General features: G+C 66.5%; 33 protein-coding genes. 31 read left to right on the top strand and 2 right to left on the bottom strand.

The window, feature by feature from the left end; translation table 11 throughout:
- Positions 1-6: 6 nt before the first annotated feature.
- Together fusA and tuf are read left to right on the top strand one after the other, a co-directional pair.
- Positions 7-2,136, top strand: coding sequence for an elongation factor G (fusA, locus tag OG844_RS23540; RefSeq protein ID WP_356426706.1), 2,130 nt, complete (start codon positions 7-9; stop codon positions 2,134-2,136).
- Positions 2,137-2,294: 158 nt separating this feature from the next.
- Positions 2,295-3,488, top strand: a complete 1,194-nt coding sequence (tuf, locus tag OG844_RS23535) for an elongation factor Tu (RefSeq protein ID WP_351176412.1) — start codon at positions 2,295-2,297, stop codon at positions 3,486-3,488.
- A gap of 124 nt (positions 3,489-3,612) precedes the next feature.
- Here tuf and OG844_RS23530 read toward each other — a convergent pair whose 3' ends face one another.
- Positions 3,613-5,631, bottom strand: coding sequence for a PIG-L family deacetylase (locus tag OG844_RS23530; protein WP_406396227.1), 2,019 nt, complete (start codon positions 5,629-5,631; stop codon positions 3,613-3,615).
- 174 nt (positions 5,632-5,805) lie between these two features.
- Positions 5,806-6,264, bottom strand: coding sequence for a GNAT family N-acetyltransferase (locus tag OG844_RS23525; protein WP_406392852.1), 459 nt, complete (start codon positions 6,262-6,264; stop codon positions 5,806-5,808).
- Positions 6,265-6,711: 447 nt separating this feature from the next.
- Here OG844_RS23525 and rpsJ point away from each other — a divergent pair, with 447 nt between their 5' ends.
- From rpsJ to OG844_RS23380, 29 genes are all read left to right on the top strand, one after another.
- Positions 6,712-7,020, top strand: coding sequence for a 30S ribosomal protein S10 (rpsJ, locus tag OG844_RS23520; RefSeq protein WP_003948644.1), 309 nt, complete (start codon positions 6,712-6,714; stop codon positions 7,018-7,020).
- 14 nt (positions 7,021-7,034) lie between these two features.
- Entirely contained in the window at positions 7,035-7,679 is a 645-nt protein-coding gene (gene rplC / locus OG844_RS23515) for a 50S ribosomal protein L3 (protein WP_328905321.1), read from the top strand.
- Between the two features lie 4 nt (positions 7,680-7,683).
- Positions 7,684-8,334: a 50S ribosomal protein L4 gene (gene rplD / locus OG844_RS23510; RefSeq protein ID WP_351176419.1), complete on the top strand. Its 651-nt coding sequence runs from the start codon at positions 7,684-7,686 to the stop codon at positions 8,332-8,334.
- Positions 8,334-8,672 carry a 50S ribosomal protein L23 gene (gene rplW / locus OG844_RS23505; RefSeq protein WP_031096361.1) on the top strand — a complete coding sequence of 113 codons (339 nt, stop codon included), beginning with the start codon at positions 8,334-8,336 and terminating at the stop codon, positions 8,670-8,672. Before rplD ends, rplW begins: the two co-directional genes overlap by 1 nt.
- Before the next feature lie 39 nt (positions 8,673-8,711).
- Entirely contained in the window at positions 8,712-9,548 is an 837-nt protein-coding gene (gene rplB, locus OG844_RS23500) for a 50S ribosomal protein L2 (protein ID WP_031096363.1), read from the top strand.
- A gap of 12 nt (positions 9,549-9,560) precedes the next feature.
- Complete coding sequence (gene rpsS, locus OG844_RS23495; RefSeq protein WP_023539342.1) at positions 9,561-9,842, top strand: 30S ribosomal protein S19; 282 nt, start codon at positions 9,561-9,563, stop codon at positions 9,840-9,842.
- 42 nt (positions 9,843-9,884) lie between these two features.
- On the top strand, positions 9,885-10,232 hold the full coding sequence (rplV, locus tag OG844_RS23490) for a 50S ribosomal protein L22 (protein WP_026290933.1): 348 nt from the start codon (positions 9,885-9,887) through the stop codon (positions 10,230-10,232).
- Positions 10,232-11,068 carry a 30S ribosomal protein S3 gene (gene rpsC, locus OG844_RS23485; RefSeq protein ID WP_014047784.1) on the top strand — a complete coding sequence of 279 codons (837 nt, stop codon included), beginning with the start codon at positions 10,232-10,234 and terminating at the stop codon, positions 11,066-11,068. Before rplV ends, rpsC begins: the two co-directional genes overlap by 1 nt.
- A gap of 5 nt (positions 11,069-11,073) precedes the next feature.
- On the top strand, positions 11,074-11,493 hold the full coding sequence (gene rplP, locus OG844_RS23480; protein ID WP_014047785.1) for a 50S ribosomal protein L16: 420 nt from the start codon (positions 11,074-11,076) through the stop codon (positions 11,491-11,493).
- Positions 11,493-11,717, top strand: a complete 225-nt coding sequence (rpmC, locus tag OG844_RS23475; RefSeq protein ID WP_014047786.1) for a 50S ribosomal protein L29 — start codon at positions 11,493-11,495, stop codon at positions 11,715-11,717. Before rplP ends, rpmC begins: the two co-directional genes overlap by 1 nt.
- Entirely contained in the window at positions 11,717-12,001 is a 285-nt protein-coding gene (gene rpsQ / locus OG844_RS23470; protein WP_073718385.1) for a 30S ribosomal protein S17, read from the top strand. Before rpmC ends, rpsQ begins: the two co-directional genes overlap by 1 nt.
- A 100-nt stretch (positions 12,002-12,101) precedes the next feature.
- Positions 12,102-12,470, top strand: a complete 369-nt coding sequence (rplN, locus tag OG844_RS23465; protein WP_003966950.1) for a 50S ribosomal protein L14 — start codon at positions 12,102-12,104, stop codon at positions 12,468-12,470.
- A 2-nt stretch (positions 12,471-12,472) separates the two neighbouring features.
- Positions 12,473-12,796 carry a 50S ribosomal protein L24 gene (gene rplX / locus OG844_RS23460; protein ID WP_014047788.1) on the top strand — a complete coding sequence of 108 codons (324 nt, stop codon included), beginning with the start codon at positions 12,473-12,475 and terminating at the stop codon, positions 12,794-12,796.
- Positions 12,796-13,353: a 50S ribosomal protein L5 gene (gene rplE / locus OG844_RS23455; protein WP_018550615.1), complete on the top strand. Its 558-nt coding sequence runs from the start codon at positions 12,796-12,798 to the stop codon at positions 13,351-13,353. The genes rplX and rplE overlap by 1 nt, the downstream gene beginning before the upstream one ends.
- Positions 13,354-13,355: 2 nt before the next feature.
- A complete protein-coding gene (locus OG844_RS23450; protein WP_003948630.1) occupies positions 13,356-13,541 on the top strand; it encodes a type Z 30S ribosomal protein S14 in 186 nt (61 codons plus the stop codon).
- A gap of 223 nt (positions 13,542-13,764) precedes the next feature.
- Positions 13,765-14,163, top strand: a complete 399-nt coding sequence (gene rpsH, locus OG844_RS23445; RefSeq protein ID WP_014154584.1) for a 30S ribosomal protein S8 — start codon at positions 13,765-13,767, stop codon at positions 14,161-14,163.
- A gap of 21 nt (positions 14,164-14,184) precedes the next feature.
- Positions 14,185-14,724 carry a 50S ribosomal protein L6 gene (gene rplF, locus OG844_RS23440; RefSeq protein ID WP_351170209.1) on the top strand — a complete coding sequence of 180 codons (540 nt, stop codon included), beginning with the start codon at positions 14,185-14,187 and terminating at the stop codon, positions 14,722-14,724.
- Positions 14,725-14,727: 3 nt separating this feature from the next.
- Positions 14,728-15,111, top strand: coding sequence for a 50S ribosomal protein L18 (gene rplR / locus OG844_RS23435; RefSeq protein WP_328905327.1), 384 nt, complete (start codon positions 14,728-14,730; stop codon positions 15,109-15,111).
- 47 nt (positions 15,112-15,158) lie between these two features.
- Complete coding sequence (rpsE, locus tag OG844_RS23430; protein ID WP_056796577.1) at positions 15,159-15,764, top strand: 30S ribosomal protein S5; 606 nt, start codon at positions 15,159-15,161, stop codon at positions 15,762-15,764.
- Positions 15,764-15,946 carry a 50S ribosomal protein L30 gene (rpmD, locus tag OG844_RS23425; protein WP_018550611.1) on the top strand — a complete coding sequence of 61 codons (183 nt, stop codon included), beginning with the start codon at positions 15,764-15,766 and terminating at the stop codon, positions 15,944-15,946. The genes rpsE and rpmD overlap by 1 nt, the downstream gene beginning before the upstream one ends.
- 1 nt (position 15,947) lies before the next feature.
- Positions 15,948-16,403 (top strand): 50S ribosomal protein L15, encoded by a 456-nt coding sequence (gene rplO, locus OG844_RS23420; protein WP_351277474.1) that lies wholly within the window; start codon positions 15,948-15,950, stop codon positions 16,401-16,403.
- 223 nt (positions 16,404-16,626) lie between these two features.
- A complete protein-coding gene (gene secY / locus OG844_RS23415; protein ID WP_329208290.1) occupies positions 16,627-17,946 on the top strand; it encodes a preprotein translocase subunit SecY in 1,320 nt (439 codons plus the stop codon).
- The gene (locus OG844_RS23410) at positions 17,946-18,605 is read left to right on the top strand and encodes an adenylate kinase (RefSeq protein ID WP_329208288.1); all 660 of its coding nucleotides are present in this window, start codon (positions 17,946-17,948) and stop codon (positions 18,603-18,605) included. Before secY ends, OG844_RS23410 begins: the two co-directional genes overlap by 1 nt.
- A 121-nt stretch (positions 18,606-18,726) precedes the next feature.
- Complete coding sequence (gene map, locus OG844_RS23405) at positions 18,727-19,563, top strand: type I methionyl aminopeptidase (protein WP_406392846.1); 837 nt, start codon at positions 18,727-18,729, stop codon at positions 19,561-19,563.
- A gap of 201 nt (positions 19,564-19,764) precedes the next feature.
- Entirely contained in the window at positions 19,765-19,986 is a 222-nt protein-coding gene (infA, locus tag OG844_RS23400) for a translation initiation factor IF-1 (RefSeq protein WP_003956442.1), read from the top strand.
- A 61-nt stretch (positions 19,987-20,047) separates the two neighbouring features.
- Entirely contained in the window at positions 20,048-20,161 is a 114-nt protein-coding gene (gene rpmJ, locus OG844_RS23395; protein ID WP_003956441.1) for a 50S ribosomal protein L36, read from the top strand.
- Positions 20,162-20,358: 197 nt separating this feature from the next.
- Positions 20,359-20,739: a 30S ribosomal protein S13 gene (gene rpsM / locus OG844_RS23390; protein ID WP_307125430.1), complete on the top strand. Its 381-nt coding sequence runs from the start codon at positions 20,359-20,361 to the stop codon at positions 20,737-20,739.
- Positions 20,740-20,844: 105 nt separating this feature from the next.
- Positions 20,845-21,249 (top strand): 30S ribosomal protein S11, encoded by a 405-nt coding sequence (rpsK, locus tag OG844_RS23385; RefSeq protein ID WP_003956432.1) that lies wholly within the window; start codon positions 20,845-20,847, stop codon positions 21,247-21,249.
- Between the two features lie 136 nt (positions 21,250-21,385).
- A complete protein-coding gene (locus OG844_RS23380; protein WP_024755423.1) occupies positions 21,386-22,408 on the top strand; it encodes a DNA-directed RNA polymerase subunit alpha in 1,023 nt (340 codons plus the stop codon).
- Positions 22,409-22,501 lie beyond the last annotated feature (93 nt).

Raw genomic sequence — 22,501 nt, 5'->3', positions numbered from 1 at the left:
AGCCTTATGGCCACCACTTCGCTTGACCTGGCCAAGGTCCGCAACATTGGGATCATGGCCCACATCGACGCGGGCAAGACGACCACCACCGAGCGGATCCTCTTCTACACCGGCGTTTCGTACAAGATCGGTGAAGTCCACGACGGCGCAGCCACGATGGACTGGATGGAGCAGGAGCAGGAGCGCGGCATCACGATCACGTCGGCCGCGACGACCTGTCACTGGCCGCTCAATGAGGTTGATCACACGATCAACATCATTGACACCCCGGGTCACGTCGACTTCACCGTCGAGGTGGAGCGTTCGCTCCGCGTCCTCGACGGTGCCGTCACCGTGTTCGACGGTGTGGCGGGCGTCGAGCCCCAGTCCGAGACTGTCTGGCGTCAGGCGGACCGCTACGGTGTGCCGCGTATCTGCTTCGTCAACAAGCTCGACCGCACGGGTGCCGAGTTCCACCGCTGCGTCGACATGATCATCGAGCGCCTCGGCGCTGTTCCGCTGGTCATGCAGCTTCCCATCGGCGCCGAAGCCGACTTCAAGGGCGTCGTCGACCTCGTGTCGATGAAGGCCTTCGTCTGGTCGGAAGAGGCCGCCAAGGGCGAGATGTACGACACCGTCGACATCCCCGACACGCACGTCGAGGCTGCCGAGGAGTGGCGCGGCAAGCTGCTCGAGGCCGTCTCGGAGAACGACGACGCGATGATGGAGCTGTACCTGGAGGGCGTCGAGCCCACCGAGGAGCAGCTGCACGAGGCGATCCGTCGGATCACCCTCGCGTCGAAGGGCACGGCCGACTCCGTCACCGTGACCCCGGTGTTCTGTGGCACCGCGTTCAAGAACAAGGGCGTCCAGCCCCTGCTCGACGCGGTCGTCCGCTACCTGCCTTCCCCCCTGGACGTCGAGGCCATCGAAGGCCACGACGTGAAGGACCCGGAGCAGGTCATCAAGCGGAAGCCTTCGGACGACGAGCCGTTCTCCGGCCTGGCGTTCAAGATTGCGAGCGACCCGCACCTGGGCAAGCTCACCTTCGTCCGGATCTACTCCGGTCGCCTCGAGGCCGGCACCGCGGTGCTGAACTCGGTCAAGGGCAAGAAGGAGCGCATCGGGAAGATCTACCGTATGCACGCGAACAAGCGTGAGGAGATCCCCTCGGTGGGCGCCGGTGACATCGTCGCCGTCATGGGCCTGAAGCAGACCACCACCGGTGAGACGCTGTGTGACGACAAGAACCCGGTCATCCTGGAGTCCATGGACTTCCCGGCGCCGGTCATTCAGGTCGCCATCGAGCCCAAGTCCAAGGGTGACCAGGAGAAGCTGGGTGTAGCCATCCAGCGTCTCTCGGAGGAGGACCCCTCCTTCCAGGTGCACTCCGACGAGGAGACCGGCCAGACCATCATCGGTGGTATGGGCGAGCTTCACCTCGAGGTGCTCGTCGACCGCATGAAGCGCGAGTTCCGCGTCGAGGCGAACGTCGGCAAGCCCCAGGTCGCGTACCGCGAGACGATCCGCAAGACCGTCGAGCGCATCGACTACACGCACAAGAAGCAGACTGGTGGTACCGGCCAGTTCGCGAAGGTGCAGATCGCCCTCGAGCCCATCGAGGGTGGCGACGCCTCCTACGAGTTCGTCAACAAGGTCACCGGTGGCCGCATCCCCCGTGAGTACATTCCCTCGGTGGACGCGGGTGCCCAGGAAGCCATGCAGTTCGGCATCCTGGCCGGTTACGAGATGGTCGGCGTCCGCGTCACCCTTCTCGACGGTGGTTACCACGAGGTCGACTCCTCGGAGCTCGCCTTCAAGATCGCCGGTTCGCAGGCGTTCAAGGAGGGTGCCCGCAAGGCGTCCCCCGTGCTCCTCGAGCCGATGATGGCCGTCGAGGTCACCACGCCCGAGGACTACATGGGCGATGTCATCGGCGACCTCAACTCCCGCCGTGGCCAGATTCAGGCCATGGAGGAGCGCAGCGGCGCTCGCGTCGTGAAGGGCCTCGTGCCCCTCTCGGAGATGTTCGGCTACGTCGGAGACCTCCGCAGCAAGACCTCGGGTCGCGCAAGCTACTCGATGCAGTTCGACTCCTACGCCGAGGTTCCGCGGAACGTCGCCGAGGAGATCATCGCGAAGGCCAAGGGCGAGTAACTCTTCCGAGTCCACGCTTTAGGCTTGTCACCGGAGCCTGGCCGGGCATTCGCCGCAGCGCGCAAGCAATGCGGCGAATGCCCCCGGCACCGGCATTCCAGCAAAGATCACCTGGCGCCGATGAAGCAAGGCGTACAGAACCACTCAGGAGGACCCCAGTGGCGAAGGCAAAGTTCGAGCGGACTAAGCCGCACGTCAACATCGGCACCATCGGTCACATCGACCACGGTAAGACGACCCTCACGGCCGCCATTACCAAGGTGCTGCACGACGCGTACCCCGACCTGAACGAGGCCTCGGCCTTCGACCAGATCGACAAGGCTCCCGAAGAGCGCCAGCGTGGTATCACGATCTCGATCGCTCACGTTGAGTACCAGACCGAGTCGCGTCACTACGCCCACGTCGACTGCCCCGGTCACGCGGACTACATCAAGAACATGATCACGGGTGCCGCGCAGATGGACGGCGCGATCCTCGTGGTTGCCGCGACCGACGGCCCGATGCCGCAGACCAAGGAGCACGTGCTCCTGGCCCGCCAGGTCGGCGTTCCCTACATCGTCGTCGCCCTGAACAAGGCCGACATGGTGGACGACGAGGAGATCCTGGAGCTCGTCGAGCTCGAGGTCCGTGAGCTCCTCTCCGAGTACGAGTTCCCGGGCGACGACCTTCCGGTCGTCAAGGTCTCGGCGCTCAAGGCGCTCGAGGGCGACAAGGAGTGGGGCCAGACCGTTCTGGACCTCATGGCCGCCGTCGACGAGGCCATCCCGCAGCCCGAGCGTGACGTCGAGAAGCCGTTCCTCATGCCCATCGAGGACGTCTTCACGATCACCGGTCGCGGTACGGTCGTCACCGGCCGCATCGAGCGTGGTGTCCTGAAGGTCAACGAGACCGTCGACATCGTCGGTATCAAGACCGAGAAGACCACCACCACGGTCACCGGCATCGAGATGTTCCGCAAGCTGCTCGACGAGGGCCAGGCCGGTGAGAACGTCGGTCTGCTTCTTCGTGGCATCAAGCGCGAGGACGTCGAGCGCGGCCAGGTCATCATCAAGCCGGGTTCGGTCACGCCGCACACCGAGTTCCAGGCGCAGTCCTACATCCTGTCGAAGGACGAGGGTGGCCGTCACACCCCGTTCTTCAACAACTACCGCCCGCAGTTCTACTTCCGTACCACGGACGTGACGGGCGTTGTGACCCTCCCCGAGGGCACCGAGATGGTCATGCCGGGTGACAACACCCTCATGGACGTCGCGCTGATCCAGCCGGTCGCCATGGAAGAGGGCCTGAAGTTCGCCATCCGTGAGGGTGGCCGGACCGTGGGCGCCGGCCAGGTCACCAAGATCATCAAGTAATTACTTGATCGTCTGACCTGGTAGCTCCGCACAGAGCACCAAGAGGGGCCCCGGCCCGCCGCGCAAGCGGTGGACCGGGGCCCTTCGGCATGCCCGGGACCCTTGTGGCGGCCTGCTTGCCCGCCTACGGCCGCCAGACCCACGGCACGGCGTCCGGTCCCAGGCCGATCACCGTGGGGCGGCCGTCGGCACCGAGGTGGAGCGCGGTCCCGTCGAGGGCCGCGGGCCCTCGGGTCCGTACGGTGAGGCCTCGGCCGGTACGGAGCTGGATGCGGCCCTCCTCGGTGCGGCCGAGCAGCATCGTGCCGAGCGGGGTGGCGGCGGCGGCCACGGGTCCGTACCCGTCGAAGTCGTCGCGGTCCGCTGCGGCACCCGCCCGCACGGCCGTCAGTCGGGACGACGCCCTGGCCCGGTAGAACAGCTCCACGGACCCGTCGGCGCCCACGAGCGCGGTCGGCGGGTCCCCGGGCACCGGCGCCCCGGTGAGCCGCGCGCGGGCGGTGAGCCCGTCGCCGGGCGCGTCCTGCGTCCAGTGGTGCACGGCGTGACGGCCGGCCGCGTGGACGTGGACGCGGCCCGCTCCGTCCACCGCCGTGCTCAGCCCGTCCTGGACCGCGCCGCCGCCCAGGTCCCGCCAGCCGCTCCACCGGCCTGCCGCGTCGCGTATCCGGGTGCTGAGCCCGTTCTCGGCGTTCCTCACGAAGAGGTGGACCCGCCCGTCGGGGGCCGCGACGGCCACCGGGACGCCGATGCGGCGCCCGTGGTCCTGCCCCCGGGCGGGATTGCCGAGCCCTCGCCAGGCACGGAAGCCGCCGCCGGGGGAGCGCTGCTCCAGCAGTACGATCTCGCGCTCGTCGTCGCTGCCGTGCCCGCCGAGGGCCGCGAAGCGCAGTCCGAGGAGCAGCTGTCTGCCGTCGGGCAGCACCGCCGAACCCAGGGCCGGGGCGAGCGGGCCGCCGCCGAGGTCGTCCGGCTCGTCCCAGACCCCGCTGCCGGGCGCGCTCTCGCGCCACCGGACCGCGCGCAGCCCCAGCACCCCGTACGCGACGAGCCGGCCGTCCGGCTCGGCGGTGACGGCGGGCCGGGCTCCCGGGTAGCGGTGGTGGGTGGAGCGGACCCAGCCCTTCCTGTTGGTCAGGGGGCGGTCGCCGCCCACGTTGTAGTCCCCGCACCCGGACGGATTGCCGCACTCCCAGTCCGGGGACCCGCCGTACGGGACGAGGTGGCCGGCCTTCTCGGCCAGCACACCGGGCGGCAGGTTCTTGGGCCAGTGCCGGTTGTAGTAGCCGCGGAACGAGGTGACGGCGAAGCCTGGCACCTCACCGCCGTCCCCGGTCGACCGGGCCACCCAGCGGATCATCGCCGCCCAGGCGAAGCAGCCGGCAGCCGTGTGGTCGGCGTGGTCGGAGTACCCGCGCTGCTCGCTGTCCCGCCGACGGACCGCCTCGGTGCTGTGCTGGATGTCCGGATCGGGGTCCAGGGTGTGGACGACGGTGGGCCGGTAGCGCTCCAGGAGCCCGGCGAGGACGTCGATGAGGCCCTCGTACGTGTAGGAACCGGCCCTGCGCAGCGGTGAGTCGGCGGCGACGACGGTACGCAGGACGAGGTGGCGGTCACGCCAGAGGCTCGGCAGCCCGAGACGGCCGCGCGAGGTGTGCATGGCGGTGTCGAGGAAGATCAGCTCGACCCGGCGCGCGCCGTTCGCGAGGACGTCGACCTCGGCCAGGTGGCCGCCGTGCAGGGTGACGACGGACCGCCGCCAGGGGGTGAACACGCCGAGCCCGAGCATGGTCGCGTACGCCTGCCGGAGGCCCTGGTGGCGCGAGGAGGAGTACGCGGCCCTGTCCGGGGCGGGACGTCCGGCGCCGGGGATCCTGTTGACCCCGTCGGCCTCGCCCGCCGTGAGATACACGCAGACCAGGGGCGTCCCGGCGTCGAGCAGCTGCCGGGTGTCCGGGTTCATGAAGTACAGGTCGTCGTCCGGGTGGGCGAGTATCTGCATGAGCAGGGCACGCCGCGCACGGCTGATCGGGAAGCCCGGGGCGGGGTTCGGTGTGGGGTTGCGGCGCCTGGGGGCCGGTACGGCACAGGCGCTCAGGGCGGCCGTCGCGGTGGCCGCCAGCAGGGTGGTGCGCCGGGGCACCCCTCTTCCGGGCAGGGCAGGTCGATCCGTCACGCCGCGTACTCCGTCCGCTTCCCCCGCAGCGGACGCATGGGCGGCCCTGTGCTGCGTACGACCAACTCGGCGCAGGTCAGGGTCGGTCGGCCCGGTCCCGCGGGGGGATAGACGGAGATGCGCGCGGTCAGGTTGCCCCGGTCAGCTCCTCGGTGCCCGGACCATGAAGACGTCGACGGGGTCCTCGTCCTCCAGGACGAAGCCGTGGCGCTCGTACAGACGCCTTGCCGCGCTGCCCCGGAGAACGTTCAGCCGGACGGTGGTGCCCTGGGCGTCCGCGCGGGCCAGGAGTGCGCGGAGGACGGCGGAGCCGAGCCCCCGGCCCTGGAGGGCGGGGGAGAGGTAGAAGTGCTCCAGCCAGTGGCCGTTCTCCCGCGGGCGCAGGGCGACGCAGCCCGCGAAAGCCCGTTCGGACTCGACGACCGAGGTGTGCTCGGGTGCGAAGGCGTCCCGAAGTCGCTGCCGCACGCGATGCTCGTCGTAGCGGCCCAGACGCTCCAGATCGGGGCGCATCACGGCCGCGCGGAGCTCCGCGATCGGCTCGAGGTCCCGCAGGTCAGCGGGCCGCAGCGTCCAGTCGGGGGCCGTGTTCGTATCCACGCGGAGAGTTTCGCAGGAGGGGTGCGGGGGTCCGGTGGCCGACCCGGGCGTGCCCGCGTTTGACCATCCGACCACGGGGGGTAAGATCCTCCGCCCGATTGGCCAGGCCTGCGGCCCGTATGGCACACTAGCCAGGTTGCTCGGTTGAGTGTCAATGCTGCGCGCCTCCCGCCGGGAGGACCGGAAGCGAGTCCCACAGTACTCGTCGGCCCCATGCGGGCCGGACGTACGGGAATCTTTCGGGAAGTTCAGCAGGGCGCAGACCAGGCACCCGGTGGGTGTTTCGCCCCCGGCCGCGAGGTCTCAGGCCCGCACCCCCTTGGTTGGGATTTCCTTCGGGAGATTTTCGTAGAGGGGATGCGACACGCCCGACCGCGTGGGTCGGAGGTGGAGTTCTTAGAACTCCCGGGTTCCAGAGCGTTATGAGAGACAGGACTACTAGTAGCCATGGCGGGACAGAAGATCCGCATCCGGCTCAAGGCCTACGACCACGAGGTCATCGACTCCTCGGCGAAGAAGATCGTCGAGACGGTGACCCGCACTGGTGCGTCGGTCGCAGGCCCGGTGCCGCTGCCCACTGAGAAGAACGTGTACTGCGTCATCAAGTCGCCGCACAAGTACAAGGACTCTCGCGAGCACTTCGAGATGCGCACGCACAAGCGCCTCATCGACATTCTCGACCCCACGCCGAAGACGGTTGACTCGCTGATGCGCCTCGACCTGCCGGCTGGCGTCGACATCGAGATCAAGCTCTGAGGGGACGGGCCGAGATGAGCAAGAACATCAAGGGCGTCCTGGGCGAGAAGCTCGGCATGACCCAGGTCTGGGACGAGAACAACCGGGTTGTCCCGGTGACCGTCGTCAAGGCCGGTCCGTGCGTCGTGACGCAGGTTCGTACGAACGACAGCGACGGCTACGAGTCGGTCCAGATCGCCTTCGGCGAGATCGACCCGCGCAAGGTGAACAAGCCCCTCAAGGGCCACTTCGCCAAGGCCGACGTGACCCCGCGCCGCCACCTGGTGGAGCTCCGCACCCCTGACTCCAGCGAGTACACGCTGGGCCAGGAGATCACTGCCGAGGTGTTCGAGTCCGGCGTCAAGGTTGACGTCACGGGCAAGAGCAAGGGCAAGGGCTTCGCCGGTGTCATGAAGCGTCACAACTTCAAGGGCCTCGGCGCCGGCCACGGCGTCCAGCGCAAGCACCGTTCCCCCGGTTCGATCGGTGGCTGCGCCACCCCTGGGCGTGTCTTCAAGGGCATGCGCATGGCCGGCCGGATGGGTAACGAGCGCGTCACCACCCAGAACCTGACCATCCACGCGGTTGACGCGGAGAAGGGTCTGCTGCTCATCAAGGGCGCAGTCCCCGGTCCGAACGGCGGCCTCGTCCTGGTCCGTACCGCGGCCAAGGGGGCTTGAGGTAATGAGCACCATTGACATCCTTTCGCCGGCAGGCGACAAGGCCGGTACCGTCGAGCTCCCCGCGGAGATCTTCGACGCGAAGACCAGCGTTCCGCTGATCCACCAGGTCGTTGTCGCACAGCTGGCAGCTGCCCGTCAGGGCACGCACTCGACCAAGCGCCGCGGTGAAGTCCGCGGTGGTGGCCGTAAGCCTTACCGCCAGAAGGGCACCGGCCGCGCCCGCCAGGGTTCGACCCGCGCGCCGCAGTTCGCGGGCGGTGGCGTCGTCCACGGCCCGAAGCCGCGTGACTACTCGCAGCGCACCCCGAAGAAGATGAAGGCCGCCGCCCTGCGTGGTGCCCTCTCCGACCGGGCGCGTCACTCCCGCATCCACGTCATCACCGGCGTGGTCGAGGGTGGAGTTTCCACGAAGGCCGCCAAGACGCTGTTCGGCAAGATCTCGGAGCGCAGCAACCTGCTCCTGGTCGTCGACCGCGCCGACGAGGCCGCGTGGCTGTCCGCACGCAACCTGCCCCAGGTGCACATCCTGGAGCCGGGCCAGCTGAACACGTACGACGTGATCGTCTCTGACGACGTGGTCTTCACTCAGGCCGCTTTCGAGTCCTTCGTGTCTGGCCCCCAGACCGCTGAGACCGAAGGGAGCGACGCCTGATGAGCGAGGCGACCGTTACCAGCTCGACCATCACGAGCAAGACCTACTCGGACCCGCGCGACGTTCTCGTCAAGCCGGTTGTGTCCGAGAAGAGCTACGCGCTGCTCGACGAGAACAAGTACACGTTCATCGTCGCGCCGGGCTCCAACAAGACCCAGATCAAGCAGGCCGTGGAAGCGGTCTTCTCGGTCAAGGTCACCGGGGTCAACACGATCAACCGGCAGGGCAAGCGCAAGCGGACCAAGACCGGCTTCGGCAAGCGCGCTGACACCAAGCGCGCCATCGTGACCCTCGCCGAGGGCGACCGTATCGACATCTTCGGCGGCCCGACCTCCTGACGGAGGTCGAGTCGTCCGGAATCGGACGAGGACTGAGAAATGGGTATCCGCAAGTACAAGCCGACGACCCCGGGCCGTCGTGGCTCCAGCGTCGCCGACTTTGTCGAGATCACGCGGTCCACGCCGGAGAAGTCGCTGGTCCGCCCCCTGCACAGCAAGGGCGGCCGTAACAACGCCGGTCGTGTGACCGTTCGCCACCAGGGCGGTGGCCACAAGCGCGCCTACCGAGTGATCGACTTCCGTCGTCACGACAAGGACGGCGTGCCGGCCAAGGTCGCGCACATCGAGTACGACCCGAACCGCACTGCGCGCATCGCGCTGCTGCACTACGCGGACGGCGAGAAGCGTTACATCGTCGCTCCCCGTGGTCTGTCGCAGGGTGACCGCATCGAGAACGGGCCGACCGCAGACATCAAGCCGGGCAACAACCTGGCGCTGCGCAACATCCCGGTCGGTACGACCATCCACGCCATCGAGCTGCGGCCCGGCGGCGGCGCGAAGTTCGCCCGTTCCGCGGGTGCCTCCGTGCAGCTGCTGGCGAAGGAGGGCACGATGGCCCACCTTCGTATGCCTTCCGGCGAGATCCGGCTGGTCGACGCCCGCTGCCGCGCCACCATCGGTGAGGTCGGCAACGCCGAGCAGTCGAACATCAACTGGGGCAAGGCCGGCCGTATGCGCTGGAAGGGCGTACGCCCGACCGTCCGCGGTGTCGCGATGAACCCGGTTGACCACCCGCACGGTGGTGGTGAAGGCAAGACCTCCGGTGGACGTCACCCGGTCTCGCCGTGGGGTCAGAAGGAGGGTCGTACTCGCTCGCCGAAGAAGGCATCGAGCAAGTACATCGTCCGCCGCCGCAAGACGAACAAGAAGCGCTAGGAGCGGGTTTAGATGCCGCGCAGTCTCAAGAAGGGGCCCTTCGTCGACGGCCACCTCATCAAGAAGGTGGACGTACAGAACGAGGCAGGCACCAAGAACGTCATCAAGACCTGGTCCCGTCGCTCGATGATCATCCCGGCCATGCTGGGCCACACCATCGCGGTGCACAACGGCAAGATCCACGTCCCGGTGTTCGTCACCGAGTCGATGGTCGGCCACAAGCTCGGCGAGTTCTCGCCGACTCGCACCTTCCGCGGCCACGTCAAGGACGACCGGAAGTCGAAGCGCCGCTAGCGCGGGGTGGAAACGACTATGACTCACACCGAAGGGACAACCATGGAAGCCAGGGCCCAGGCGCGGTACATCCGCGTCACGCCCATGAAGGCCCGCCGAGTGGTGGACCTCATCCGTGGCATGGATGCCACGGAGGCTCAGGCGGTCCTGCGTTTCGCCCCGCAGGCCGCGAGCGTGCCGGTTGGCAAGGTGCTTGACAGTGCCATCGCCAACGCTGCACACAACTACGACCACCCTGACGCCTCTTCGCTGGTCATCAGCGAGGCGTACGTGGACGAGGGCCCGACCCTGAAGCGGTTCCGTCCGCGTGCTCAGGGCCGTGCCTACCGGATCCGTAAGCGGACCAGCCACATCACCGTGGTCGTCAGCAGCAAGGAAGGAACCCGGTAATGGGCCAGAAGGTTAACCCGCATGGGTTCCGGCTCGGCATTACCACGGACTTCAAGTCCCGTTGGTACGCCGACAAGCTGTACAAGGACTACGTCAAGGAAGACGTCGCCATTCGTCGCATGATGACGAAGGGCATGGAGCGTGCCGGTATCTCGAAGGTTGAGATCGAGCGCACCCGCGACCGCGTCCGCGTTGACATCCACACCGCCCGCCCGGGCATCGTCATCGGTCGCCGTGGCGCCGAGGCCGACCGCATCCGTGGCGAGCTGGAGAAGCTGACCGGCAAGCAGGTCCAGCTGAACATCCTCGAGGTCAAGAACCCCGAGGTCGACGCTCAGCTGGTGGCCCAGGCCGTCGCCGAGCAGCTCTCCTCCCGCGTCTCCTTCCGTCGTGCCATGCGTAAGAGCATGCAGAGCACGATGAAGGCCGGCGCAAAGGGCATCAAGATCCAGTGCGGTGGCCGCCTCGGCGGCGCCGAGATGTCCCGCTCGGAGTTCTACCGCGAGGGCCGCGTGCCCCTGCACACGCTCCGTGCGAACGTCGACTACGGCTTCTTCGAGGCCAAGACGACCTTCGGCCGCATCGGCGTGAAGGTCTGGATCTACAAGGGCGACGTCAAGAACATCGCCGAGGTCCGCGCCGAGAACGCAGCGGCTCGCGCCGGCAACCGTCCGGCTCGTGGCGGCGCTGACCGCCCGGCCGGCCGTGGTGGCCGTGGTGGCGAGCGTGGCGGTCGCGGCCGCAAGCCGCAGCAGTCCGCGCCGGCAGCGGAGGCCCCCAAGGCCGACGCTCCCGCCGCCGCTGCTCCGGCTGAGAGCACCGGAACGGAGGCCTGACCGAAATGCTGATCCCCCGTAGGGTCAAGCACCGCAAGCAGCACCACCCGAAGCGCAGCGGTATGTCCAAGGGTGGCACGCAGGTTGCGTTCGGCGAGTACGGCATCCAGGCGCTGACCCCGGCGTACGTGACGAACCGCCAGATCGAGGCAGCTCGTATCGCGATGACCCGCCACATCAAGCGTGGCGGCAAGGTCTGGATCAACATCTACCCGGACCGCCCCCTGACGAAGAAGCCTGCCGAGACCCGCATGGGTTCCGGTAAGGGTTCTCCCGAGTGGTGGATCGCGAACGTCAAGCCCGGTCGGGTGATGTTCGAGCTGTCCTACCCGAACGAGAAGATTGCTCGTGAGGCGCTCACCCGCGCTGCTCACAAGCTTCCGATGAAGTGCCGGATCGTTCGGCGCGAGGCAGGTGAGTCGTGATGTCGGCCGGTACCAAGGCGTCCGAGCTGCGCGAGCTGGGCAACGAGGAGCTCCTCAACAAGCTCCGCGAGGCCAAGGAAGAGCTGTTCAACCTCCGCTTCCAGGCGGCGACGGGGCAGCTCGAGAACCACGGTCGGCTCAAGTCCGTCCGTAAGGACATCGCCCGGATCTACACCCTGATGCGCGAGCGCGAGCTGGGCATCGAGACGGTGGAGAGCGTCTGATGAGCGAGAAGACTGTGACTGAGACCAACACTGACCGCGGTTTCCGCAAGACCCGTGAGGGTCTGGTCGTCAGCGACAAGATGGACAAGACCGTCGTCGTCGCTGTCGAGGACCGCGTCAAGCACGCGCTGTACGGCAAGGTCATCCGCCGTACGAACAAGCTCAAGGCCCACGACGAGCAGAACGCTGCAGGCGTCGGCGACCGCGTCATCATCATGGAGACGCGTCCGCTGTCCGCTTCGAAGCGCTGGCGCATCGTCGAGATCCTCGAGAAGGCCAAGTAATTCCTGAAGGGCATCCCCCTCAGGCAAGTTCCGCCAGGCTCGGCGGGGGCTCCTTCACCGGAGCCCCCGCCGGGAACCGGCAGACGATCAGGAGATAGACGTGATCCAGCAGGAGTCGCGACTGCGCGTCGCCGACAACACGGGTGCGAAGGAAATTCTCACCATCCGTGTTCTCGGTGGCTCGGGTCGCCGCTACGCGGGCATCGGTGACGTCATCGTCGCCACCGTCAAGGACGCGATCCCCGGTGGCAACGTGAAGAAGGGTGACGTCGTCAAGGCCGTCATCGTTCGCACCGTCAAGGAGCGTCGTCGCCAGGATGGCTCGTACATCCGCTTCGACGAGAACGCCGCTGTCATTCTCAAGAACGACGGCGACCCCCGCGGCACCCGTATCTTCGGCCCGGTGGGCCGTGAGCTGCGCGAGAAGAAGTTCATGAAGATCATCTCGCTCGCGCCGGAGGTGCTGTAAGCATGAAGATCAAGAAGGGCGACCTGGTTCAGGTCATCACCGGTAAGGACAAGGGCAAGCAGGGCAAGGTCATCGTTGCCTTCCCCGCTCAGGACCGCGTCCTCGTCGAGGGTGTCAACCGGGTCAAGAAGCACACCAAGGCCGGTCAGACGGCTCGCGGCTCGCAGACGGGTGGCATTGTCACCACCGAGGCCCCGATTCACGTCAGCAACGTTCAGCTGGTCGTGGAGAAGGACGGCAACAAGGTCGTCACCCGCGTCGGCTACCGCTTTGACGACGAGGGCAAGAAGATCCGCGTTGCCAAGCGGACCGGTGAGGACATCTGATGACGACCACCACTGCGCCGCGTCTCAAGACGCGCTACCGCGAGGAAATCGCCGGCAAGCTGCGTGAGGAGTTCTCCTACGAGAACGTCATGCAGATCCCCGGTCTGGTCAAGATCGTGGTCAACATGGGTGTGGGCGACGCCGCCCGCGACTCCAAGCTGATCGACGGTGCCGTCAGGGACCTCACCACGATCACCGGTCAGAAGCCGGCCGTCACCAAGGCCCGCAAGTCGATCGCGCAGTTCAAGCTGCGCGAGGGGCAGCCGATCGGCTGCCACGTCACCCTCCGTGGTGACCGCATGTGGGAGTTCCTGGACCGTACGCTGTCGCTCGCGCTTCCGCGTATCCGTGACTTCCGTGGCCTGTCGCCGAAGCAGTTCGACGGCCGTGGCAACTACACCTTCGGTCTCACGGAGCAGGTCATGTTCCACGAGATCGACCAGGACAAGATCGACCGGGTCCGGGGCATGGACATCACCGTGGTCACCACGGCGACCAACGACGACGAGGGTCGTGCCCTGCTTCGTCACCTCGGCTTCCCGTTCAAGGAGAACTGACCGTGGCGAAGAAGGCTCTGATCGCTAAGGCCGCCCGTAAGCCGAAGTTCGGCGTGCGCGGGTACACCCGCTGCCAGCGCTGCGGCCGGCCCCACTCCGTCTACCGCAAGTTCGGCCTGTGCCGCGTGTGCCTTCGTGAGATGGCTCACCGTGGCGAGCTGCCGGGCGTGACCAAGAGCTCCTGGTAATTCTCCTTCGCCCCTAGGGGCTTGGGAGGACCAGAAAGCTCTCGGTAAGTATCTGGTCGGCAGGAGCCCTGTTCTTCATGCCGTAGGCTTGAAGGGTTGGGCGCCTGCCGCCCTGACCGACTTACTACGCCGTAGGTCCCCGCACCGCACCCGTCCCGCCACTGAGTGGGGAGAGGGATGGCGCATACAGGAAACCCCGGCGAGAGAGGCCGAAGGCCAACTCATGACCATGACTGATCCCATCGCAGACATGCTCACGCGTCTGCGTAACGCGAACTCGGCGTATCACGACGATGTCGCAATGCCGCACAGCAAGATCAAGTCGCACATCGCGGAGATCCTCCAGCAGGAGGGCTTCATCACCGGCTGGAAGGTCGAGGACGCCGAGGTCGGCAAGAGCCTCGTTCTCGAGCTGAAGTTCGGGCCGAACCGCGAGCGTTCGATTGCCGGCATCAAGCGCATTTCGAAGCCGGGTCTGCGTGTATACGCAAAGTCCACCAATCTGCCGAAGGTTCTCGGCGGCCTGGGCGTGGCGATCATCTCCACGTCCCACGGTCTCCTGACCGGCCAGCAGGCCAGCAAGAAGGGCGTAGGTGGGGAAGTCCTCGCCTACGTCTGGTAGTCGGGAACGGAGGAATAGCTCATGTCGCGAATCGGCAAGCTCCCCATCCAGGTTCCCGCCGGTGTGGACGTCACCATCGATGGCCGCACGGTCGCGGTGAAGGGCCCCAAGGGTTCCCTCTCGCACACCGTTGCCGCGCCGATCGAGGTCACCAAGGGTGAGGACGGCGTGCTCAACGTCGTCCGCCCTAACGACGAGCGTCAGAACAAGGCCCTTCACGGCCTGTCCCGCACGCTGGTGGCGAACATGATCACCGGCGTGACCGCGGGATACAGCAAGGCGCTCGAGATCAGCGGTGTCGGTTACCGGGTCCAGGCGAAGGGCTCCAACCTGGAGTTCGCCCTGGGCTACAGCCACCCGATCCTCATCGAGGCTCCGGATGGCATCACCTTCAAGGTCGAGTCGCCCACGAAGTTCAGTGTCGAGGGCATCGACAAGCAGAAGGTCGGCGAGGTCTCCGCGAAGATCCGCAAGCTGCGGAAGCCCGACCCGTACAAGGCCAAGGGCGTCAAGTACGCCGGCGAGGTTATCCGCCGCAAGGTCGGAAAGGCGGGTAAGTAAGCCATGGCATACGGTGTAAAGATCGCCAAGGGTGACGCCTACAAGCGTGCCGCCCTCAAGCGCCGCCACATCCGCGTCCGCAAGCACATCTCCGGTTCGCCGGAGCGGCCGCGCCTGGTTGTGACGCGTTCCAACCGCCACATGGTGGCTCAGGTCATCGACGACGTCGCGGGCCACACGCTCGCCTCGGCATCGACCCTGGACGCCTCCATCCGTGGTGGCGAGGGTGACAAGAGCACCCTGGCCAAGCAGGTCGGGGCCCTGGTCGCCGAGCGCGCCAAGGCCGCAGGCGTCGAGGCCGTCGTGTTTGACCGCGGTGGTAACCAGTACGCCGGGCGGATTGCCGCTCTGGCTGACGCCGCCCGTGAAGCCGGGCTGAAGTTCTAAGCCCCGGTTCCTACGCACAGCGGACGTAACAGAGAGAGGTAATTCCAATGGCTGGACCCCAGCGCCGCGGAAGCGGTGCCGGTGGCGGCGAGCGGCGGGACCGGAAGGGCCGTGACGGTGGCGCCAGCGCCGCCGAGAAGACCGCGTACGTCGAGCGCGTCGTCGCGATCAACCGCGTCGCCAAGGTTGTGAAGGGTGGTCGTCGCTTCAGCTTCACCGCGCTGGTCGTGGTGGGCGATGGTGACGGCACCGTCGGTGTCGGATACGGCAAGGCCAAGGAAGTTCCCGCGGCCATCGCCAAGGGCGTCGAAGAGGCCAAGAAGAGCTTCTTCAAGGTTCCGCGTATCCAGGGCACCATCCCTCACCCGATCCAGGGCGAGAAGGCTGCGGGCGTTGTCCTGCTCAAGCCTGCTTCCCCCGGTACCGGTGTGATCGCGGGTGGCCCGGTGCGCGCCGTTCTGGAGTGCGCCGGCGTTCACGACATCCTGTCGAAGTCGCTCGGTTCTTCGAACCCGATCAACATCGTGCACGCGACCGTGGCGGCCCTCCAGGGCCTGCAGCGTCCCGAGGAGATCGCGGCTCGCCGTGGTCTGCCCCTCGAGGACGTCGCCCCCGCGGCTCTGCTTCGTGCACGTGCGGGAGCGGGTGCGTAATGGCTCGCCTCAAGATCACGCAGACGAAGTCGTACATCGGCAGCAAGCAGAACCACCGCGACACCCTGCGTTCGCTCGGGCTCAAGCGCCTGCACGACGTAGTTGTCAAGGAGGACCGCCCCGAGTTCCGCGGAATGGTTCACACCGTCCGCCACCTCGTGACGGTTGAGGAGGTTGACTGATATGGCGGAGAACAACCCGCTGAAGGCCCACAACCTCCGGCCTGCCCCGGGCGCCAAGACCGCCAAGACCCGTGTGGGTCGTGGTGAGGCGTCCAAGGGTAAGACCGCAGGCCGTGGTACCAAGGGTACGAAGGCTCGTTACCAGGTTCCGGAGCGCTTCGAGGGTGGCCAGATGCCCCTCCACATGCGTCTCCCGAAGCTCAAGGGCTTCAAGAACCCGTTCCGCACGGAGTACCAGGTCGTGAACCTGGACAAGCTCGCGACGCTCTACCCCGAGGGTGGAGAGGTCACGGTGGCCGATCTGGTCGCCAAGGGCGCTGTGCGCAACAACCACCTCGTCAAGGTCCTCGGACAGGGCGAGATCTCCGTGGCACTGCAGGTTTCGGTTGACGCCGTTTCCGGCTCCGCCAAGGAGAAGATTGCCGCCGCCGGCGGCACCGTCACCGAACTCGTCTGAGACAACACGGACAATTCGGTGGTCTGAACATCCGACCGGGGATGCCTCTCATATGGGGCATCCCCGGTTGGTCGTTCCTAGGGGGCATGTCCGCCGGTAAGGTGGCGTCCACTGTTGCTGTGGTAAGTCCTGGGCAAGCGCCCGGGGACCATTGACTGTTACCTAATCGTCGATCCTCAAGACCGTCACCTCTACGCATTGCGCGGGGGTCGCAGGAGGCACCGTGCTCACCGCGTTCGCCCGGGCGTTCAAGACGCCCGACCTGCGCAAGAAGCTGCTCTTCACGCTCGGCATCATCGTGCTCTACCGTCTCGGGGCGCACATTCCCGTACCCGGGGTGAGCTACGAGAACGTCCAGATTTGTGTTGACCAGGCCAGTAAGGGCAATAACAGCCTCTTCGGCCTGGTGAACATGTTCAGCGGTGGTGCACTGCTGCAGATCACGATCTTCGCGCTCGGCATCATGCCGTACATCACGGCCAGCATCATTCTTCAGCTGCTGACCGTCGTCATCCCCAGACTGGAAGCCCTCAAGAAGGAGGGGCAGTCGGGCCAGGCAAAGATCACGCAGTACACGCGTTATCTGACCGTGGCGCTGGCGATCCTCCAGGGCACGGGTCTGGTGGCAACCGCCCGCAGCGGGGCGCTGTTCAGCGGCTGCCCCGTCGCCGACCAGATCGTCCCCAACCAGTCGATCTTCACGACCGTCGTCATGGTGGTCACCATGACCGCCGGAACTGCCGCCGTCATGTGGCTCGGTGAGATCATCACCGACCGCGGCATCGGCAACGGCATGTCGATCCTGATGTTCATCTCGATCGCCGCCAGCTTCCCCGGCGCGCTGTGGGCCATCAAGCAGAGCGGCAAGCTCGCCGACGGCTGGATCGAGTTCATCACCGTCATCCTCATCGGCTTCGTCATGGTCGGCCTCGTCGTCTTCGTCGAGCAGGCCCAGCGCCGGGTTCCGGTGCAGTACGCGAAGCGCATGATCGGCCGCCGGTCGTACGGCGGTACGTCCACCTACATCCCGTTGAAGGTGAACCAGGCGGGTGTGATTCCCGTCATCTTCGCTTCTTCGCTGCTCTACATCCCGGCTCTGATCGTCCAGTTCTCCAACTCCACTGCGGGCTGGGCGACCTGGATCCAGGACCACTTCGTCAAGGGTGACCACCCGTACTACATCGCGACGTACTTCCTGTTGATCGTGTTCTTCGCCTTCTTCTATGTGGCGATCTCGTTCAACCCCGAGGAAGTCGCCGACAACATGAAGAAGTATGGTGGCTTCATCCCGGGTATCCGGGCTGGTCGCCCGACCGCCGAGTACCTGAGCTACGTGCTCAACAGGATCACTTGGCCGGGCTCGCTGTATCTGGGTCTGATCGCACTCGTGCCGACGATGGCGTTGGCAGGCTTCGGCGGTGCCAACCAGAACTTCCCGTTCGGCGGGACAAGCATCCTGATCATCGTGGGTGTGGGTCTGGAAACCGTGAAGCAGATCGAGAGTCAGCTCCAGCAGCGCAATTACGAAGGGTTCCTCCGCTGATGCGAATCGTCCTCGTCGGGCCGCCCGGTGCCGGCAAGGGAACGCAGGCTGCGTACCTTGCCAAGAACCTGTCGATTCCGCACATCTCCACGGGCGACCTCTTCCGCGCCAACATCAGCCAGGGCACCGACCTTGGCAAGCAGGCCCGCGCCTACATGGACGCGGGACAGCTGGTGCCGGACGAAGTCACCATCGGAATGGCCAAGGACCGCATGTCCCAGCCGGACGCCGTGAACGGCTTCCTGCTCGACGGCTTCCCCCGCAACGTGGGGCAGGCCGAGGCGCTTGACGAGATGCTCAGGAGTGAGAGCGTCAAGCTGGACGCGGTGCTGGACCTGGAGGTCCCCGAGGACGAGGTGGTCAAGCGCATCGCCGGCCGCCGCATCTGCCGGAACGAGAGCGCTCACGTCTTTCACGTGACGTACAACCCGCCGAAGACCAGCGGAGTCTGCGACGAGTGCGGCGGCGAGCTGTACCAGCGCGACGACGACAGCGAAGAGACGGTTCGTACCCGGCTCGAGGTCTACCACACGCAGACCGAGCCGATCATCGACTACTACCGGGCCCAGGGCCTGGTCGTGACGATCTCCGCGCTCGGCAAGGTCACCGATGTGACCGAGCGGGCCATGGAGGCTCTCAAGAGCTCCGACGAGGGCTGACGCCCCGCGTTCCACCACTGCAGCCGGCCGCGGCGCCTCAGGGCGTCGCGGCCTGTTGTTTGCGCCGTATCGTGGAGTACGGCCCAGACCGTCCCCATCGAACGCAGAGAGGCGCCGAGCAATGGTGCAGATCAAGACCCCCGAGCAGATCGCGAAGATGCGCGAGGCGGGCCTGGTGGTCGCTGCCATTCACGCCGCGACGCGCGAGGCGGCCGTCCCCGGAGCCACCACGAAGGACCTGGACGAGGTCGCACGCAAGGTGATCGCCGATCACGGAGCGAAGTCGAACTTCCTGGGCTACGGCGGATTCCCCGCGACGATCTGCACCTCGGTCAACGAGGTCGTCGTCCACGGCATCCCGGACGAGAAGACCGTCCTCAAGGACGGCGACATCATCTCGATCGACGCCGGTGCCATCATCGACGGCTGGCACGGGGACGCGGCCTACACGGCCTTCGTGGGCACCGGTCACGCTCCGGAGCTCGTCGAGCTCTCCCGGGTGACCGAGGAGTCCATGTGGGCCGGGATCGCCGCGATGAAGGTGAACAACCGGCTCGTGGACATCTCGAAGGCCATCGAGTCCTACATCCGCCGCCAGCCCCGGCCGGCGACGGGCAAGTACGGGATCATCGAGGACTACGGCGGCCACGGCATCGGCACCGAGATGCACATGGACCCGCACCTGCTGAACTACGTCTCCCGCAAGCGCGGCAAGGGCATCAAGCTGGTTCCGGGCGTCTGCCTGGCGATCGAGCCGATGGTCTCGCTGGGTACGGCGCAGACGAAGGTCCTCGCCGACGAGTGGACCGTCCTCACGACGGACGGCAGCCCGTCCTCCCACTGGGAGCACTCGATCGCACTCACGGAGCAGGGGCCGCTGGTCCTGACGGCACCGGACTGCGGACGGGCGAGGCTGGCGCAGTACGGCGTCGAGGTGGCGCCGGACCCCCTCGGCTGAGCCGCTGGCGCCGTGTCCCGGCACCGGGTCCGCAAGGACTGCGTCGGGAATACGTGTCTAAGGATCAGTCCCGGTGGGCAAACTTGACGGATTCGTCTTTTGGAGTCCGCTGACGTAGACTGACTCGTCGGCTCTCGTGCATCCGTGTGTCCGCATGCGGCGGCCGAAGTCGATCAAGGTAGCCGATTCGAAAGGCGAAGCGTGGCCAAGAAGCAAGGTGCCATCGAAATTGAGGGCACCGTGATCGAGTCCCTCCCGAACGCCATGTTCAAGGTGGAACTCCAGAACGGTCACAAGGTCCTCGCGCACATCAGCGGCAAGATGCGGATGCACTACATCCGCATCCTCCCGGATGACCGGGTCGTGGTGGAGCTGTCTCCGTACGACCTGACGCGTGGCCGGATCGTCTACCGGTACAAGTAGATCTTGCCGCCACCGCTGCTACGGCGCGGTGAGGGCACTGACCCGGAGAACCTGACATCCCATGAAGGTCAAGCCGAGCGTCAAGAAGATCTGCGACAAGTGCAAGGTGATCCGCCGTCACGGCCGGGTCATGGTCATCTGCGACAACCTGCGCCACAAGCAGCGCCAGGGCTGACGCACGACCACCTGCATCTCGCAGCTCTTCGCGCGACGCACGTAAACGTACATACGCAGTGCCCGTCCAAGCTTCGGCTGACGACACCTCCGGCGGGGGCCGGGGACCCGGACGTACCACCTCTTCCAGCACGGATCAGGTCGGCGTTCGGGAGTGGTACTGCGGAAGACCCCCGAAATAACAACTGGAGCCATTGAATGGCACGCGTTTCAGGTGTTGACATCCCGCGCGAAAAGCGCGTGGAGGTTGCCCTCACCTACGTCTTCGGTATCGGGCGCACCCGGTCCAAGGAGATCCTCGCCACCACCGGCGTGAACCCCAATGCCCGCGTTCGTGACCTGGCCGAAGAGGACCTGGTCAAGATCCGCGAGTACGTGGACGCCAACCTCCGCACCGAGGGTGACCTTCGCCGCGAGATCCAGGGCGACATCCGCCGCAAGATCGAGATCGGCTGCTACCAGGGCATCCGGCACCGTCGCGGTCTGCCGGTCCACGGTCAGCGCACCAGCACCAACGCGCGTACCCGCAAGGGCCCGCGTCGCGCGATCGCCGGTAAGAAGAAGCCGGGCAAGAAGTAGTCCTCAGCGGACGCACTGCGGGTGTCCGGGCCACCGGACCTTCGCAGCAACCAGCGGTCTTCGCTGTAGGACCGATCACCTCCCCTCTCCATCTGGAGTCAAGACATGCCCCCCAAGGGTCGTCAGGGCGCAGCCAAGAAGGTGCGTCGCAAGGAAAAGAAGAACGTCGCTCACGGGCACGCGCACATCAAGAGCACGTTCAACAACACCATCGTCTCGATCACGGACCCCTCGGGCAACGTGATCTCCTGGGCCTCCGCCGGCCACGTCGGCTTCAAGGGCTCGCGCAAGTCCACCCCCTTCGCCGCGCAGATGGCCGCCGAGTCGGCCGCCCGCCGCGCGCAGGAGCACGGCATGCGCAAGGTTGACGTCTTCGTGAAGGGTCCGGGCTCCGGCCGCGAGACCGCGATCCGCTCCCTCCAGGCCACGGGCCTCGAGGTCGGTTCGATCCAGGACGTCACCCCGACGCCGCACAACGGCTGCCGTCCGCCGAAGCGTCGTCGCGTCTGATGTTCGACGGCCGGTGACGGCCGTCGGTCAGTAGTGCGGGTCCGGGCGGTATGCCTCTTCGGGGGTGTGCCGCCCGTACCCTTGTTACATCTGTCGGGCATCAAATAGTGGGTGCCCACGACTGAAGGATTCCTTCATGCTTATCGCTCAGCGTCCGTCGCTGACCGAAGAGGTCGTCGACGAGTTCCGCTCCCGGTTCGTGATCGAGCCGCTGGAGCCGGGCTTCGGTTACACCCTCGGCAACTCCCTGCGTCGTACCCTCCTCTCCTCGATCCCCGGTGCCGCTGTCACCAGCATCCGGATCGACGGTGTCCTGCACGAGTTCACCACCGTGCCGGGCGTCAAGGAGGACGTGACCGACCTCATCCTCAACATCAAGCAGCTGGTCGTCTCCTCGGAGCACGACGAGCCGGTCGTGATGTACCTGCGCAAGCAGGGTCCCGGCCTGGTCACCGCTGCTGACATCGCCCCGCCGGCCGGTGTCGAGGTCCACAACCCGGACCTCGTCCTGGCCACGCTGAACGGCAAGGGCAAGCTGGAGATGGAGCTGACCGTCGAGCGCGGTCGCGGCTACGTCTCCGCCGTCCAGAACAAGCAGGCGGGCCAGGAGATCGGCCGGATTCCGGTCGACTCCATCTACTCGCCGGTGCTCAAGGTCACGTACAAGGTCGAGGCGACCCGTGTCGAGCAGCGCACCGACTTCGACAAGCTGATCGTCGACGTCGAGACCAAGCAGGCCATGCGTCCCCGTGACGCCATGGCGTCGGCCGGTAAGACCCTGGTCGAGCTGTTCGGTCTGGCGCGCGAGCTCAACATCGACGCCGAGGGCATCGACATGGGCCCGTCCCCGACGGACGCCGCGCTCGCCGCCGATCTGGCGCTGCCGATCGAGGAGCTCGAGCTCACGGTCCGTTCGTACAACTGCCTCAAGCGCGAGGGCATCCACTCCGTGGGTGAGCTCGTGGCCCGCTCCGAGGCCGACCTGCTCGACATCCGCAACTTCGGTGCGAAGTCGATCGACGAGGTCAAGGCGAAGCTGGCAGGCATGGGCCTGGCGCTCAAGGACAGCCCGCCCGGATTCGACCCGACGGCCGCGGCCGACGCCTTCGGCGCCGACGACGACGCGGACGCCGGTTTCGTGGAGACCGAGCAGTACTGATCCGCCTCCGGCGGGGGCGCCCGGGTTCCGGGTGCCCGCGCCGGGGTGAGGGCTTTCGTCCTCGCCGGACGGGCTCGAACGAGCCCCGGTCGG

It is taken from the genome of Streptomyces sp. NBC_00887 (genome assembly GCF_045207585.1).
Note: the sequence above shows the minus strand (reverse complement) of the source record. Positions and strands in the feature narration are given on the sequence as shown.